The organism is Micromonospora sp. NPDC093243, assembly GCF_044753725.1.
Lineage (GTDB): Bacteria > Actinomycetota > Actinomycetes > Mycobacteriales > Micromonosporaceae > Micromonospora.
In genome coordinates this window covers 744,908-760,949 of record NZ_JBIVNT010000001.1, presented here as the reverse complement: position 1 = coordinate 760,949, position 16,042 = coordinate 744,908, and the positions used below count along the sequence as shown (strand labels likewise).

Annotated in this window: 8 protein-coding genes; 4 read left to right on the top strand and 4 right to left on the bottom strand. The window is 73.5% G+C overall.

Annotated elements, in window-relative coordinates:
* Window positions 1-23: 23 nt before the first annotated feature.
* Complete coding sequence (locus ACIP9D_RS03425) at window positions 24-977, top strand: GNAT family N-acetyltransferase (RefSeq protein ID WP_350870522.1); 954 nt, start codon at window positions 24-26, stop codon at window positions 975-977.
* A 38-nt stretch (window positions 978-1,015) separates the two neighbouring features.
* Here ACIP9D_RS03425 and ACIP9D_RS03420 read toward each other — a convergent pair whose 3' ends face one another.
* The 3 genes from ACIP9D_RS03420 to ACIP9D_RS03410 all read right to left on the bottom strand — a co-directional run bounded on the left by ACIP9D_RS03420 (window position 1,016) and on the right by ACIP9D_RS03410 (window position 5,653).
* On the bottom strand, window positions 1,016-1,906 hold the full coding sequence (locus tag ACIP9D_RS03420; protein WP_350870521.1) for an ABC transporter ATP-binding protein: 891 nt from the start codon (window positions 1,904-1,906) through the stop codon (window positions 1,016-1,018).
* Window positions 1,903-4,929, bottom strand: coding sequence for an FtsX-like permease family protein (locus ACIP9D_RS03415; protein ID WP_350870519.1), 3,027 nt, complete (start codon window positions 4,927-4,929; stop codon window positions 1,903-1,905). Before ACIP9D_RS03415 ends, ACIP9D_RS03420 begins: the two co-directional genes overlap by 4 nt.
* A gap of 76 nt (window positions 4,930-5,005) precedes the next feature.
* Window positions 5,006-5,653, bottom strand: coding sequence for an ATP-binding cassette domain-containing protein (locus ACIP9D_RS03410; protein WP_350870517.1), 648 nt, complete (start codon window positions 5,651-5,653; stop codon window positions 5,006-5,008).
* Between the two features lie 182 nt (window positions 5,654-5,835).
* On the opposite strand from ACIP9D_RS03410, the gene ACIP9D_RS03405 reads away from it, so the two are divergent.
* On the top strand, window positions 5,836-6,492 hold the full coding sequence (locus tag ACIP9D_RS03405; protein ID WP_400449240.1) for a M23 family metallopeptidase: 657 nt from the start codon (window positions 5,836-5,838) through the stop codon (window positions 6,490-6,492).
* A 241-nt stretch (window positions 6,493-6,733) separates the two neighbouring features.
* Complete coding sequence (locus tag ACIP9D_RS03400; protein WP_350870514.1) at window positions 6,734-10,087, top strand: S8 family peptidase; 3,354 nt, start codon at window positions 6,734-6,736, stop codon at window positions 10,085-10,087.
* Window positions 10,088-10,152: 65 nt separating this feature from the next.
* Here ACIP9D_RS03400 and ACIP9D_RS03395 read toward each other — a convergent pair whose 3' ends face one another.
* Window positions 10,153-13,521, bottom strand: coding sequence for a hypothetical protein (locus ACIP9D_RS03395; protein ID WP_350870512.1), 3,369 nt, complete (start codon window positions 13,519-13,521; stop codon window positions 10,153-10,155).
* A 420-nt stretch (window positions 13,522-13,941) separates the two neighbouring features.
* Between ACIP9D_RS03395 and ACIP9D_RS03390 the strand changes: the two genes are divergently transcribed.
* The gene (locus tag ACIP9D_RS03390; RefSeq protein ID WP_350870509.1) at window positions 13,942-16,023 is read left to right on the top strand and encodes an NPCBM/NEW2 domain-containing protein; all 2,082 of its coding nucleotides are present in this window, start codon (window positions 13,942-13,944) and stop codon (window positions 16,021-16,023) included.
* Window positions 16,024-16,042: the final 19 nt, after the last annotated feature.

The following is a 16,042-nucleotide window of genomic DNA, read 5'->3' as shown; positions in this document are numbered from 1 at the left end:
GGGAGCCTGACACAGTGGCCACCATGACGAGCGGCGAGCTTGTGACGGCCGCGGACGTGCGGCTCATGCAGGGTCTGGCGCAGCGGGTCACCGCCGCCCGTCCGGAGGTGGTGAACACCGATGCGACCTTCGGCGAGCTGGCCTGGAACTGGGGCAAGGGGCACGCCGGCTACGGCGCGACCTGGCGGCGTCGGTTGTGGTTCTCGGGCGGGGATCTGGTGGCGTGGAGCTGGGCGCATCTTCCGCACCAGGTCAGGCGGAGCGACGGGTCGGTGCGGGACGTCACCGGCGCCTATCTGGCGTATCAGGTCCACCCCGACCACGCCGGGCTGGTCGACGAGGTGATCGACTGGTACGACGGTACGGCGCCGGACGTCGCGCGTAGGGTGATGCCGAGCGCCGTCGATCAGTTCGCCCTGCGACGTTGGGCGGCGCACGGCTATGAGATCGACCCGGCCGCGCTCGGCGACACCGGGTCCTGGACCCAGCTCAACGAGCGGGACCTCACTGACGTGGAGCAGCCGGTGCTGCCGGACGGATTCCGGTTTCGCACCGCCGACGAGGCCGGGCCGGAGGCCGCGGTCCAGGCCCATCTGGACGCCTGGGCTCCCTCGACGTACACGGCCCAGGGCTACCAGGGCGTCCGGCAGGCGGCGGGGTACCGCGGCGACCTGCACATCCTGGTGCAGGCGCCGGACGGGACGATGGCCTCCTCGACGATCATGTGGCTCGACGAAGCGAACAGGACCGTTGAATTCGAACCGGTCGGTACGCATCCGGACTACCGGCGTCGGGGGCTGGGAAGGGCGATGCTTCTGCACGGGATGCGGTTGGCGCGGGCGGCCGGAGCGACTCATGTGACGGTCGCCTGCCTGGGTGCGCCAGGGCATCCCCAGGCGCGCGGGTTGTACTACAGCGTCGGGTTCCGGGAGTTCACACGGGACGCGCCGCTCCTCAGGACCAGAACCGCGGGCTGAGGACCGGTCGTCGACCCCCGGTCGCCGTTGCCGGCGAATCACCGCTCCGCTCGGCCATCCTGTCGTTGCGCGGCAGTCGTGGGCTTCGCCGTCGCGTCCAAGGTGATGGAGCCCTCGGTGTGGTCGACGGCGAAGAGTGTGCCGGGCGGAAAGGCCGCCAGTGTCTCCGGCGGCAACTGGATCGTGCCGTCCCCGGCCACCACGGCGAATTCCCGGCCGTCGCGCCCTTCGGCCCCGACCCGACCGTCGCGGATGGTCACGGCCCGGCCGAGCCGGGTACCGACCTCGGCGTCGTGGGTCACCACGACCACTGTGGTGCCGCGTTCGGAGTTGATCGTGTCAAGGGCCGCGAGCACCTCGTCCCGGCCGGCGGTGTCGAGTTGACTGGTCGGCTCGTCGACCAGGAGCAGACCCGGCCCGGCGGCCAGGCCCTGGGCCAGGGCGGCCCGCTGGCGCTGGCCCGGGGTCAGGTCACCGGCCCGCCGTGCTCCGGCGTCGGCGAGGCCGACGAGGTCGAGCACCGCCTCCGGCGGATCCAGTCGGCGCCCGGCGAGACGGGCCGCGGATCGCTGCGCCAACCAGACGTTGCGCGCCAGCGACACGTACGGCAGCAGGTTGCGCTCGGCGCCCTGCAGCACCGTGCCCACCATCGTCCCGCGTAGGGTGGCCAGCTCGGTCGTGGACAGCCGCGACAGGTCGTGGTCGGCCACGTACACCCGTCCGGCGCTGGGCCGCATGAGCCCACCGAGGATCGACACCAGGGTGGACTTCCCGGAGCCGGACGGCCCGACCAGCGCGAGCATCTCGCCGGGGGAGATGTGCAGGTCCACACCGGAGAGCGCGACCACGTCGCCGGCTGGAGTCGAGTAGATGTGGATCAGCCGGTGGCAGGTGACCGCCACCCCCTCGTCGGGCACCCGCGCGGTCACCGACGGCTCCGCCGGCGGATCGAGGCGGCGAAGACCTGGCCCAGCACCGCCGCGGTCACCGCGAAGACGGCCACCGCCGGCACCGTGATCAACACCAACCGGCCGGCGTCCGGCCAGACGGGGACCGGGACGGGCGACCAGCCGTCGACGAAGAACCGCTGCCCGGACCGGGCCAGCATCCAGATCAGCACGGTGGCGAGCACGCCCGCCACCGTGGCGACCGCGACCGGCCACCCGTAGCTGCCGCGGACGGCACGCGCGGGCACACCCTGCCGGCGGAGCGCGACCAGCATGGCCACCCGGTTACGCTGCTCCGCCGCCGCCATCGCGACCAGACCCGCCGCCCCGATCAGGACCCCGGCCAGCGCGGCGAACAGGTTGAAGGTCAGCGCCAGCGAGGGAGCCTGCCGGTCGAAGTCCGCCCGGGCGGCGGGAATCGTCCGGTCGTAGCGCACCACCAGACCCCGCTCGCGCAGTCGGTCGAGCACGTCGGCGGGTGCCGCCGGGCCCAACCACACCTCCTTGACCCCGGACTGCCCGCCGACGGCGGGCCGGTCCACGTAGTCCAGGTCGACCAGCAGACCGGATCCCCCCAGCCGGGGCAGCCGGTCCACCTGGCCGACGACCCAGGCCGTGGTCGGCAGCGAGTCGACTCCCTCGTACGGGTGCTGCCAGCCGACGGGTGTCAGCTTCGAGCGGGTCAGCCAACCGGGTACCAGCTCCGGCGTGTCGGCCACCCTCAGGGAGATCGGCCTCGGCCGCCGGCCGTCCGGCGCCTCGATGCCCAGAGCTGGACCACCCTCGGTCACGCCGTACATCGCGACGTCGTCCAGCTTGGACATCCGCCACCGGTTCAGCTCGGCGAACTCCGCGCCGCTGACCTGCACCGGGTCGGCGTCGTCCGAGCGCAGCTCGTTGAATTGCAGGCGGAGCGGTTGGGGGAGGGCGAGCGGTGTGGTGATCTCGAACCCGACCAACCGGCACTCCGACGCGCACTCCGGCGCCGCGACGGAGTATTCCTTCCGACCGGGAACGATGGGGGTGCCCGCACTGACCCGACGGGTGCCGTTCGTGCTGGCGATCAGGGCGTAGAGGCGGGGCTGGGGCTTGCCGAAGACCGCCTCGTCGTAACTGGCCGTCAGGTCGACAGTGAGCAGACGTCCCCGCAGGAGGATCGGTGGGAGCGGATCCGGGCGGAGCGTCCGGGTCAGCTTCGCCAGGTCCGCGCCGTACGACGGGTGCGGCGCGACGACGGCCGCCAGCCGGTCGGAGTCCACGGCGAGGACCGGGGTGCCGACCTCGTCGGCGAGGTTCGTCACCACCGTGGCCATCGCGAACCGCCGCTCGGGGTCGACGGCCCGGACGGCGTCGAGCAGGTGCCGGCGCGACAGCGCGTCGACGCCGACCACCCGGGGAGCGCCGACCTCGAGGGTCGCCCGATCCGCGTAGGCGGCCGAAGCGACCTCCCGCGCCGCCACGGTGAAGGCGAGCATCGCGACAACGACCGTGAGCAAGGCGATCAGGGGTCGGAACCGTGGCTGCCGCGCCACCTGCACGAGCGGAAGGCCGATCCGAGTCCGGCCGCGTGCCAGCAGTGCCGCGCCGGCCGCCGCCCCCACCAGCATGGCCACCCGCGCCAGCAGGAAGCCGACCGCGAGCGCGCCGACGACCGGTGCCAGCAGGGCGAGCCCGCTGGGTGACCCGCCGGCGCGCAACTGCACCACGGCCGCGGCGGCGAGGGAGACCGCGACAAGGTCGGCGGCGCTCGCCCGCCAGCCACGGGCCCGCGCCGGCACCCGGCGGAGCAGATCGACGACGGGTGCGGCCAGGGTGCGGGCCTGGGCCAGCAGCACCGCGACGAGCGCGCCGACGGCGGCGACGGTGGCGTAGCCGATCGCGGTGGTGTTCAGCGTGACGTCGGCGTCACCGGTCAGGGTGTGCGCGGCGAGCAGCTCGGTCGCGGCGAGGCCGGCCAGGCAGCCCAGCGGGATCGCGGCCAGCGCGGGTGCTGCGTGCTCGCCGATCGCCAGCGCCCACAGCCGGCGGCGCTGCAGCCCACGCAGCAGCAGCAGGCCCTGTTCCGGTCGGCGTTCGTCGGCGGCCGAGCTGACCGCCACGAAGAGCACCAGCCAGCAGAGCAGGACGAGCAGCGCGGCACCCAGCGTCACCCCGGCCGCCAGTTGGTCGCGCTGCAGCGCGATGCGATCGAGCAGGTTGGGCAGGGCGGTGCCGACTCCGATCTCGAACTGCCTCGCGTCGCGGCCCGCCGCCGAGACCGCGGTGCGCAGCCCGTCGGTCGGCCGCGCGTGCAACAGGTGCTCGGTGACGAACACGTCCGCCGTCGGCTGGTGCAGAAGGGCGTCGTCGTCGGGGAGCCGTGCCGACTCGGCGGTGAAGATGGCGTCGTCGGCGCCGCCCACCGCTGACGTGGCCGGTGCCCCCGGTGCGGGCGCCCGGAGAAGCTCGTGGCCCATCCAGTACGGGTCGGTCGCGTCGACGGGCCGGTACACACCGGACACCCGCAGCGGCACCGCCTTGAACGTGATCTCACCGCCGGCCGCGACCTTCAGGTGCGCCGCGGTGCCCGCACTGACCATCACCTCGGGCCGTTCGCTCGCCGTGGTGGACGCCGGGCAGCGGCCGGTCACCACGACCCGCTCGCAGATCCCCGTGCGGAAGACCAGGTTCGTCGTCACGGCCGCCGCCGGGCCGCGGGCGACGCCACCGGACTGCGAGCCGAAGACGACGTCGAAGCCGGCCGGTGCGAGCTGCTCGACCTCGTCGGCGAAGCCGGATCGGGCCGGATCACCGGGCATGCCCGGGTGCTCCTGGATCGCGACGAACCGCAGCCGGCGCTCCTCCGGTGTGGCGGCGGAGAGCTCCGCGTCGGCCAGGACCCGCCCCGCGGCGGCCGCGTACATCGGTGCGACCGCGGCCGCGGCGCCGGCGAGCACCGACAGGAGCAGCACCGCCAGGGCGTGTGCCCGGCGGGCGGCGAGTGCTCCTGCGATCACAGCCAGCATCGACAGCCATACTATGAGCGGCCGAGAATCGGGATGGCCCGCGACGAGGATCGATACCCGACGGTTACCGTCCTGCTCAGCCGCGCACGCGCTCCGCTCGCCCGTCGACGAGGTGCAGCTCCGCCTCGCAGCCGGCGGCAACCTCCGGGTCGTGGGTGGCGAACACGACGGCGACGCCCCGCCGCGCCTCGTCGTGCAGCAGGTCGAGCACCCGCTGCCGGTTTCCGGCGTCCAGCTCGCTGGTCACCTCGTCGGCCAGCAGCACCTCGCCGCGCAGCGCCACGCCGCGAGCGATCGCCGTACGCTGCTGCTGGCCGCCCGACAGCTCCTCCACGAGCTGGTCGGCCTGGCCGGCGAGACCAAGGCGGTCCAGCGTCGCGGCGGTGAGCCGGCGCGCCTCGGGTGCGGTGACGCCGCTGCCGACCAGGGCCACCTGCAGGTTCTCCGTCGCGGTCAGGATCGGGGCCAGGCCGTTGTCCTGTGGAATGAGGACGACCCCGCGCTGCACCGCGTGATCGCGGTCCCGCAACCGCTGGTCGGCGACGCTCACCGTGCCGGCCCGGGGCCGCAGCAACCCTGCCATCGCGTGCAGCAGGGTGGTCTTGCCGGCACCGGACGAGCCGGTCACCGCCAGCATCCGGCCCGGCCGCACCGTCACCGAGACGCCGCTGAGCACGGCTGGTGCGTCGCCGTAACCGACGGACAGGTCGTCAATCGCCAACATGTGCAACCGCTTCCTCCGGCGCTGCTCTCCCGGCAGACTCGCACGGCGGGCGGGCGGGGTACAAGGCATCGGCCGGTCCGCCGCATCACGCCGGCGGCAGCGAGGTGCCCCTGCCGTTGTGCCCGAGCCGCCGGCCCGAGCGGTCACGCCATCTGACAGCCGGGGCCTTGCCGGCGTCTGTCATGCTCTGGACGGTGACGACCGGCCACCCCTCCCGCTTCCGCCACCGCCGTCGCGGGCCACGCCGCACCCTTCGCCTGGTCCTCGTGCTCGGCGCGGTCGCCGCCCTCGTCGCGATCGCCGTGGTCGTCGTGCCGCTGCTGCGGCCCGCTGGTCCGCGCCCGCTCTTTCAACTCCCCGTCGCCTGCGGCGAGACCTGGCAGCTCGGTACCTATCCCGGCCACGACGACTACGACGTCGACCTCTTCCCGACCGAGGGCGAGGCGTGGGGGAGACCCGTGCTCGCCTCGTACGCCGGCACGGTCACCGTGGCGGGGATCAACGGCTCCCTGGGTGGACGCACCCCGGAGAATCCGGAGGGGCCGCGCGGCCGCGGCGGGGGTTACTGGGTGAAGATCGACCACGGCGGCAAGTGGGAGACGCAGTATCTGCACCTGCTGGAGCAGCCGCTGGTCCGGGTCGGTCAGCGGGTCGCCCAGGGCGACCAGATCGGGCGGCTCGGCAGCACCGGCAACTCCGGCGCTCCGCACCTGCACTACGAGCAGCGCCGGGGCTGGGAGAAGGTCGAGACGTACTTCGACGGATCGGCGTCGGGCATCACCAACGACGACACCGAATACACGGTCCGGCGAAAGAGCAACAACTGTCCCACCGGGTGACGTTTGCCGCAGCCCGCTCGTCGTGGCCCGGACGGTCCGGCCGACATCACGGATGTGCGACCTGATGATCGGTTCGACGTCGGGGGAAATCAACGGTGAACCAGCCCGGAACCGTTCTGGCGTAGGCCGCTCGGTGCTGCGCAATCCGTTGCGGCGCAGGGCATTGCGACGCGGCCTCCGCACATAGGATCTTGCTCCACGTCGCGCAGGAGCGCGGCGACCACTGGAAACAGGGAGCAAGATGCACAGGAAGATGCGGTGGCTGATGGCCGTCGCTGTCACGGCGACGGCGCTCGGCGCACTGCCGGGCAACCCGGCCACAGCCGCCACCGACAATGCCGCCCCGGCGGGCGCAACCGACGCCCGCGCCGCCGGGAAGACCTACACCGTCACCCTGCTGACCGGGGACGTGGTGACCGTACGCAGCAACGGGCCGGGGTGCCCACAGGCCACGGTGCGGCCGGCCGAGCCGAACGCGGTGATCCGGCAGACCTGCGGCCCGGACGGGCATCTGCACGTCATCCCCGCGAAGGTCGCGGCCCAGATCGGTTCGGTCCTCGACCCCGACCTCTTCGACGTCACCGCGCTCATCGCCGACGGCTACGACGACGAGAACACCGCGGAACTGCCGGTGATCGTCCAGCCGGCCACGAAGTCGGCCCGGGTGGCCGCCCTCGACGACGTACTGCCACTGCCCAGCATCGACGCGGTGGCCGGCCACGTACCCAAGAAGAACCCGGCCACCGCGAAGCTGGCGACGAGCTCGCTGCTCGCCGGCGCGAAGAAGATCTGGCTCGACCGCAAGGTCCGCGCCACCGCGCTGACCGCCGGCGGGCACGGCGGCAACCTCGACCGGAACCTGGACCAGATCGCCGCGCCCGAGGCCTGGCGGGCCGGCTACACCGGCAAGGGGGTCCGGGTCGCGGTGCTCGACACCGGCGCCGACTTCACCCACCCGGACCTGGTCGGCCGGGTCGCCGACCGGGCCGACTTCACCGCCGAGGGCGGTGACGTCGTCGACCACAACGGCCACGGTACGCACGTCGCGTCGACCATCGCCGGCACCGGGGCGGCCGCCCACGGTCAGCGTCGTGGCGTGGCGCCGGACGCCAAGCTGGTGATCGGCAAGGTCCTCGACGACCACGGCTACGGCGAGGACTCCGGAATCATCGCCGGCATGGAGTGGGCCGCCTCCCGGGCCGACGTGATCAACATGAGCCTCGGTGGCAGCGCCCCGGACGACGGCAGCGACCCGCTCTCGCTCGCCGTCGACGCTCTGAGCGAGCAGACCGGCGCGCTCTTCGTCATCGCCGCCGGCAACAACGGCGCCCAGATCTCGTCGCCGGGCTCCGCCGCCAGCGCGCTCACCGTCGGCGCCGTCGACCGTGACGACAAGCTCGCCGACTTCTCCAGCCGGGGCCCGCTGGTGAACAGCCACGCGGCCAAGCCGGAGCTGGTCGCACCCGGCGTCGACATCGTCGCCGCCCGGGCCGCCGGCACCAACCTCCAGGACCCGATCGACAGGTACTACGAGGCCATCAGCGGCACCTCGATGGCCACACCGCATGTGGCGGGCGCCGCCGCGCTGCTTGCCCAGCGGCACCCGGACTGGACCGGAGAGAAGATCAAGGCCGCGCTCGTCGGCGCCGCCGACCCGCTGACCCGCGTCGACCCGTACGCGGTCGGTGCCGGCCGGCTCAACGCCGCCCGGGCCCTCAACGGGCCGGTCAGCGACCAGCCGGTGGTCAACCTCGGCACCTTCGCGTACCCGCAGTCCGGGACCAGCGAGACGACGCTGAGCTGGACCGGGGCGCCGACGCCGGCGACGACCGCCCTCGACCTCGACGTGTCGGTGGTCAACCACGACGGAGCGCCGGTACCGCGCGGCGCGGCGACGCTCTCGACGAGCCGGCTGACCCTGAAGCGGGGTGTCACCGCCGGCACGACGCTCCGGCTCGACCGCGCGGCACTGGCCGGCAGGCCGGGCTTCTACCTGGCCACCGTCACCGCCCGTACCGCCGGCCGCAAACTGGTCTCGACCACGCCGGTGAGCTTCCACGTCGAGCAGCCCAGCTATGACCTGACGATCCGCACGAAGCCGCTGTCGGGACTCAAGGACGGGGCGGAGACCTGGATCAACCTCATGGTCACCAACCTCACCGACCCGCTGCTCTACTACGGTGGGGCGGGCGGCACGCCCGGAGACACCTTCACTTTGCGGGTTCCGGTCGGCCGGTACGCGGTGCTCGGCGCCTCCGTCGCCTACTACGTCGACAGTGACGTGCTGGAGACGACGCTCACGGGTGAGGCCGACCTGGACGTGCGCAGCGCCCGGAGCGTGACACTCGACCCGACGCGGACCAGGCCGGTGACGGCGACGGTCGACGGGGTCCCCACCACGCCCACCCGGATCGACTTCACCAACCTCCAGACCGCGTCGAACGGTCTGTCCTGGTGGCACCAGATCAGCGGGTACGGGGGCGCGACGACGGTCCGTACGTCCCCGCTGCCACAGCCCAGCATCGGATCGCGGCGAACCTGGGCGGCTGTCAACCTGAACTCGCCGGCCGGCGCGGCCAACCCGTACCGCTACAACCTGGTGCACGAGTACCCGAACGGCGTGCCGGCCGAGCCCGCGTACCGGGTGACCAAGGCGGAGCAGGCCAAGCTGGCCCGGATCGACGAGCGGTTCCACCAGATGGACTCGCCGGGGATGGTCACCCAACTGGTCCGTACCGGCTTCACCCCCGACGGGGTTGGCGTGACCCAGACCCACGAGGGGAACCTTCCGCCCTACCGGACCGACTACGTCTCGCCCGGCATCCGCTGGGCCGACGAGGGTGTCTACGGTGGACTGTCGGCCCAGGAGGCGCCGCGCAGCTACCAGCCGGGGAGCCGGCAGACGAAGATCTGGGCGCGGCAGCCGCTGCGCTCCGGCTGGTACGACGACCCGGCCGGGGCCGGCTGGAGCTGTGCCACCCCACCGTCGCGGACCCGGGGCAACCTGCACGTCGACCTGGCCACCCTGGTCGACCAGCACCAGCGGGCCGACTGCCTGCAGGGCGACACGATCGGGGTGCAGCGCAAGCTGTCGCTGTACCTCGACGGCAAGCTCGTCGAGGAACGCGACCGCCCGCTCGCCGACTTCACCGTTCCCCAGCAGGCGGCGGACTACCGGCTGACCCTCGACGTCGACACCAGCCTGATCCTGCCCGTCTCGACCAGGGTCAGCACCTCCTGGACGTTCCGGTCCGCCGGACCGGAGGGGACCGGGAGCGTGCCGTTGCCGCTGCTCGCCGTCGATTACGCGCTGCCGATGGACAGCGACAACCACACCGTTGGTGGCAGCGCCGAGTTCGCCGTCCGGCAGGCGCGCGGTGTGCCCGCGCAGAAGGTGACCTCGTTCCAGGTCTGGACCTCGATCGACGACGGTGCCACCTGGAAGGCGGCCCGGGTGACCCGAAACGGGGAGAGCTACCGGGCCGAGTTGCCGAAGGGACCCGCCGGCGGGGCTGTCTCGCTGCGGGTGAAGGCCGACGGGAACGGTGGTAGCGGGATCGACCAGACCATCATCCGGGCGTACCACGCCGGCTGATCGTCACCGCGCTGGTGCGGCCCGGGGTCGGGCCGCACCAGCGCCACGGCCCGAGACGCGGCGGGTCACGCCGCAGCCATGGAGACGCCGAACGCGGCGTCGCGGACGTCGGCGACGGGGTGCCCGCGCAGGAGGCGGAGCAGATTCCGCCAGGGTTGGGGCCAGCCGAGCGACCTGCCGTGGCGGGCCAGCGCCACCGCGAACAGGCCGGTCGCGACGTCGCCGCGCCCGGCGAGGGAGCCGGCCGCGTCGAGCAGCAGCGCCGGGTCGACCGAGGTGGGTCGCCAGCGCGTCGTCCGCCGACCGAGGAGATGGGCCAACCGCCCGGCGAGGACCGGTCGCCCGTCGACCAGCTCGGCGATCCGCACGATCTCGGCGACGAGCTGACCCGAGGTCACCGCGTCCAGCCGTAGCAGCGCGCTGAGCAGCCCGGCCGCCTCGGCCACGTACGCCGGGTGCCGACCCAGCGCGACGGCCGCCTGGCGGGCCGGTGCCCGGTCGACCTGCGGACCTGCCGTCCCGGCCCAGTTTCCGGCCTCGTCCACGATGGCGCCGATCCGTCGCCGGGCCGGCCGGTCGGCCGCTGGACCGCCCAGGTCCGGGTCGGCGTCGTCGAGGCGCACGAGGGTGCGCAGGGCCTCGGCGAGCACGTCGCGCTCCGGCCGCTCCGGGTGGTCGAGCAGCGCGCGTACGAGCGGGTACGGCGACGGCCAGTTCTGCTGCTCACCCAGGTCGGTGAGCGCCGCGGTGACCAGGTCGGTGACGTCGGGCGCCCAGGGCATCCAGCGCGCGAGTCGGGGCCAGGCGGACCGGGTGACCTGGTGGTCCGGGCTCGCGCAGGCCAGCGCGACGAGGGCGGCGTAGCGGGGGCGGTCGGGGGCCGCGACCCGCTCCGGTGGGGCGGCCAGCACGGTCAGGGACTCCGCGCGGTCGCCGAGGACCGCCTGCTCGAGGATCGTCCAGCTTTCGGGGGTGCTTAGTCGCTCCCGGGCGGCCGCGACGACCGCCGCCCGGACGTCGCGATGCTGGCCGGTCTGCTGCCACGCCGCGAGCAGCACTGGCATCGCCTCCGGCGGGCCGAAGCGGCCGAGCAGCCGAACCGCGGCTTTCCGGCTGGTCACCTTGCCTCGGCCGAGGGCCACGGCGGACAGCGGAGCCAGCAGGTCGTCCGGCCGGAGGAAGCGGGCCGTGCGGCCGGCGGCGTACATGCTGACCCGGGCGCGGTCGTCGGCGGCGTGCGACAGCAGTACCGGTAGTGCCTCGTCCGGCCGGTCGGTCCACGGCAGCGCGCCCAGAGCGGCCTCGGCGAGGGTGATGTTCGGCGAGTCGACGTAGCGCAGCACCAGGTCGCGACCGGCCCCGGGCACGGCCGCGGCGTTCCGGAGGGCGGTGGTCCGATCGTGCAGCGGGGTGCCGGCGTCGGCGGCGAGCCGGGCCTGCAACCGGACGAAGGCGTCCTGTTGACGGGGAAGCCACCGCTCGGCGTGCACCGGCCTGCCCGGGATCCAGCGCGTGCCCGCGGTGAGGAAGGCCCCGGCCGGTGGCGGATCCTGCAGCACCCGGTCGAGCAGGTCGGTGCGGCGGGTGCTGACCGTCCGCCAGAGCAGCGGAAAGGTGATGGTGGAGCTGTCGGCGTCCAGCACGTACGCCACCCGCTGCGCCCGGGTTGTCGGGTCGGCCAGCCACAGCTCGGCGGCCGTGCGGACCACGTGGGAGACGACGCCGGGGCGGATCGACCGGCGCAGCAGCTCCTGGAGTTCGGGCACCCGCCAGGCCCGCCGCCCCAGGGCCCGGGTCACCGCGAACAACGTGTCGAACTCGCCACGGGCGACGCCCGCCTCGATCCGCCCGCGCAGCCGGGTGAAGAGCAGCTCCTCCTGGCCGTGGCGCAGCGTCTCGTCGAACCGTTCCAGCGGCGGGAGCCGGCGACCACCGAAGAGCCGGTCGGCGGTGTCCAGCGCCCACCTCAGCAGGGCCGGCTCGTCGATGTGGTGGTTCAGCACCCGGGCGACGAGGGCGCCGAGCGCGGAGAGGGTGCGGGTGGACGCGTCGCGGCTGGTGGTCGCGTCCACAGTGAGCTGGTTCAGCGCCTCGACGCAGCCGGCGTGCAGCGACCGGGCCAGACCCGCCAGCTCCGTCAGGAGCGCGGCGCGGACCGGATCCTGCTCGTTGCGCGACCGGGTCAACCGGAGCACCGCCTCGGTCACCGCACTCGGGTCGCCGCTGCGCCGCGCGGCGGCCAGGAGCAGCGTGTACCCGGCTGTCCGGTCCGGCGCATCGGCCGCGCGCAGGCTCGGGCTGAGCGCCTGCGACGCCTCGGGCCAGGGCAGGAAGGCGCTCCAGGTGCGTACCGCCGCCTCGTCGCGGCGGACCCGGTCGAGGGTGAGCACGCGCCGGGCCTCCCGCTCCCGCCAGGCGCGGGGCAGCACCTCCACGAGCGCCGTGTCGGGAACGTCGTTGGCCCGTTCCAGGTCCGCGAGCACCGCATCGTACAGGTGACCGCGACGCGCCGGCGGCAGTGCCGCCAACAGCCGGTCCAGCGAGTTGTTGTAGCCGCGTACCCGCCGACCCAGCTCCACCAGCTCCGCCTCAGGCAGCCGGCCGAGCCGACGCAGCAGCGCCGGCGGCAGCCACTGGTGACAGACCCAGCCCGCCCGGGACGGCGCGGTCAGCAGCGCCAGCATCCGGTGCGGCGCGGCGGCGGCGAGGTAGCCGTAACCGGCCAGGTCGCCGGGGAGGAAGTCGGCTGGGGCGTGACGTTCGAGCAGCGTCAGCGCACGGTCCGGTCGGCCGCGACCGGCCAGCAGGATGCCCCTGACCCGCGCCGACCACCAGCCGGCCCGTTCCTGCAGACCGAGCCCGGGCGACACCGCCTCGGCGTGGGCGAGCAGCACGTCGCCGTGGTGGCGGGCCAGTGGCAGCCAGTTCTGCACCGCGTGGTCGACTGCCGGTAGCAGCCGGCGGGCCGTGTCGGGGCCGCAGGCGGGCAGCAGAGCGACCGCCTCGGTGGCACCGAAGCGCTCCAGCACCTCGTCGACCAGCCCGTCCGCGACCTCCTCGCGGCCCAGGTGCCGCAACGACCGGTAGACCAGGGCGCGCAGGTCAGCCGGCGCGTTCCGCACGAAGGCGAGCAGGTCCGGACCGGCGAGCCAGCCGGCACGCAGGCCGCCTTTCACCGCGACCGCCCGGATGGTCGGGTGCTGGTCGTCCAACGCCACCCGCACCGCCTCCGGGTCGCCGGCGAGCTGGCCGGCGGTGACCGCGAGGAACCGGTGGTACGTCGTCCCGCCGCGCAGATCTGCCAGCACGCTCGGCAGCTCGCCGGTGGCGGCGAGGTCGCCGGCCCGGCGCGCGAGCGTGGACATCCGCTCCCGGTACGGCAGCACGTCGAGTTCGTCGAGCAGGAGCTGTGTTGATCTCTGCACGGCGCTCATTGTGGCCGTCGCCGCCCCGTCGTGCCGACCCGTTTACGCGTCGTGACCGCGCAGCGCGGCCCTCAGGGTCCTAACTGGACAAAGCTGGTCGGCCTAGAACTCGTAATTTACGAAATAATATTGACACCTGCCCGTAACGGGATGCAAGATCCTGGAAACAGAGCTCAGGAGTGCGGGCATGACTGATCTGGCAGCCCCTCGCGGGGACGTGCCGCAGAGGTCTCGGGGCGCGGTGCGCCCTGACTCGCGTCCGCAGCCGTACCGCCTCCACGTCGGACCCAGCGGGCGGCGCGCCCGGCCGGCCGACAGGAGCGGGACGAGCGATGTGCTCCCGGCGCCGCCCCCACCTCCCGTTCCGGCGCGCGAGTTCGTCGGCGCCGGTGCGCCCGTCCACGACCCCCGGCAGCAAAGGATTCCGATGTGAAACGGCATCTGCTCACCGCCCTGGCCCTCACGGCCGGTCTGCTGATAGTGCCCGCCACCCCCGCGGGCGCCGCCCCGGCGACCGCCGCTGTCAGCGACGCGGCCTCGGCGCCGGTGCTGAGCCCGACGCCCTACCAGGGCTGGAACACCTACTTCGGCCTGGGCGGCAACTTCTCCGCCGAGTCGGTGAAGGAGGTCGCCGACGCTCTGGTGACCCGCGGCCTGGCCCGGGCCGGCTACGACATCGTCTGGCTCGACGGTGGCTGGCAGGACCCGGAGCCGCGGACGGCCGGCGGTGACCTGCAGGCCGACCGGACGCGCTTCCCGGACGGGTTGAAGCCGCTGGTGGACTACATCCACGCCAAGGGCCTGCGGGCGGGCATCTACACCGACGCCGGGCCGTACATCCCCGGCAAGTGCGGGCTCGGCAGTGGTGGCGGCTACTACCAGCGCGACGCGGACCAGTTCGCCGCGTGGGAGTTCGACGCGGTGAAGGTCGACTTCCTCTGCGGGATCGCCGCGAACCTGGACCCGAAGACCGTCTACACCGAGTTCGCCCAGGCGCTGCGGAACAACGCCAGCGGCCGCCAGATCATCTTCAACCTGTGCAACCCGGTGACCTCTCCCGACTGGGGCAACTACCCGGAGGAGCAGCAGTCGACCTACTCCTGGAGCTACGCGCCGGCGATCGCCCAGTCGTGGCGGACCTACACCGACGTGGGCTTCGTCGGGGAGATCAAGTTCAAGGACGTGCTGCGCAACTACGACGCGAACGCGCGGCACCCCGAGGTCGCCGGGCCCGGCCACTTCAACGACCCGGACTACGTCGCACCGGAACTCGGCATGACCGACGAGGAGTTCCGCACGCAGATGTCGCTCTGGTCGGTGGCCGCCGCGCCGCTGGTGATCGGTAGCGACGTACGCAAGCTCAGCCAGACCTCCGTCGACATCCTCGCCGACGCCGACATGCTGGCGATCAACCAGGACCCCGCCGGTGTCCAGGCCGTCCGGGTCGGCCCGGCCGGTACGACGGAGACGTGGGTGAAGCGCCTCGCCAACGGTGACCGGGCCGTGGTGCTGCTCAACCGGGGCGAGACCCCGACGACGCAGACCACGAAGGCATCCTCGCTCGGCCTCTCCGGATCGCGCTTCACCGTCCGCAACGCCTGGACCGACCGGGTCACCGAGAGCGCCGGCACCATCAGCGCGGCGGTACCCGCCCACGGCGCGGCACTGCTCCGGGTCGGCCCGGCGCGCGGCCTGCCGGGTGTCCCGCACCTGACCGCCGGGCTGCCCGAGGTCACGCAGGTCGGCGGCGCCCCGACGCAGGACGGCTCGGCGCCGGTGCTCGCCGGTGGCGACGAGGCGCGGGTCGAGGTCGTCGTGCGCAACGACGGTTCGCTGCCGGTCCTCACGCCGAAGGTCGCGCTCGCGACGCCCGCCGGCTGGACGGTCCGGCCGCTCGGCCGGGCACCCCAGCTGCTGACCCCCGGCGGCCGGACCACCTTCGCCTTCACGGTGGCCCTGCCGGCCTCCGCCACCCCCGGTTCCGCGGCGCTGACCGCCGCCACCTCGTACCGGGTGCCCGGGCACGGCCAGCTGAGCCAGCGGACGGTGTCCACCCTGGTGATCGCGCCGGCGCCGCCGGACGGCGAGGTCGTCCTGTCGCACCACACCTGGATCAGCGCCACCAGCGGCTGGATGAGCCCGACCGTCGATCTCAGCGTCGGTGGCTGGACGCCGATCAGCATGCTCGGCCGGGTGTACCCGACCGGCCTCGGGGTCGCCTCGCCCTCCACGGTCCGCTACTACGTCGGTGACCGGTGCACGCGACTGACCGCGGTGGTCGGCCTGGACGACGCGGTCCGCAACGTCGGCCCGGAGGGGGCCACCTCGACCTTCCAGGTGATCGGTGACGGCCGGGTCCTCTTCGACAGCGGCGTGCTCACCCGCGAGGACATCGGCCAGGTCGACGTCGACCTGTCCGGCGTGCGGGTGCTCGACCTGGTCGTCGGCGACGCGGGCGACGGTGGCTACAACGACCGCGCCAACTGGGCCGGCCTGAACGCCACCTGCTGAACGGGGACAGTCGCGTCCA

Excerpts from the sequence above, each read along its gene's own strand:
- ACIP9D_RS03405 (WP_400449240.1), top strand. The coding sequence starts at position 5,836 with ATGCTCTGGACGGTGACGACCGGCCACCCCTCCCGCTTCCGCCACCGC.
- ACIP9D_RS03410 (WP_350870517.1), bottom strand. The coding sequence starts at position 5,653 with ATGTTGGCGATTGACGACCTGTCCGTCGGTTACGGCGACGCACCAGCC.
- ACIP9D_RS03415 (WP_350870519.1), bottom strand. The coding sequence starts at position 4,929 with ATGCTGGCTGTGATCGCAGGAGCACTCGCCGCCCGCCGGGCACACGCC.
- ACIP9D_RS03400 (WP_350870514.1), top strand. The coding sequence starts at position 6,734 with ATGCACAGGAAGATGCGGTGGCTGATGGCCGTCGCTGTCACGGCGACG.
- ACIP9D_RS03395 (WP_350870512.1), bottom strand. The coding sequence starts at position 13,521 with ATGAGCGCCGTGCAGAGATCAACACAGCTCCTGCTCGACGAACTCGAC.
- ACIP9D_RS03425 (WP_350870522.1), top strand. The coding sequence starts at position 24 with ATGACGAGCGGCGAGCTTGTGACGGCCGCGGACGTGCGGCTCATGCAG.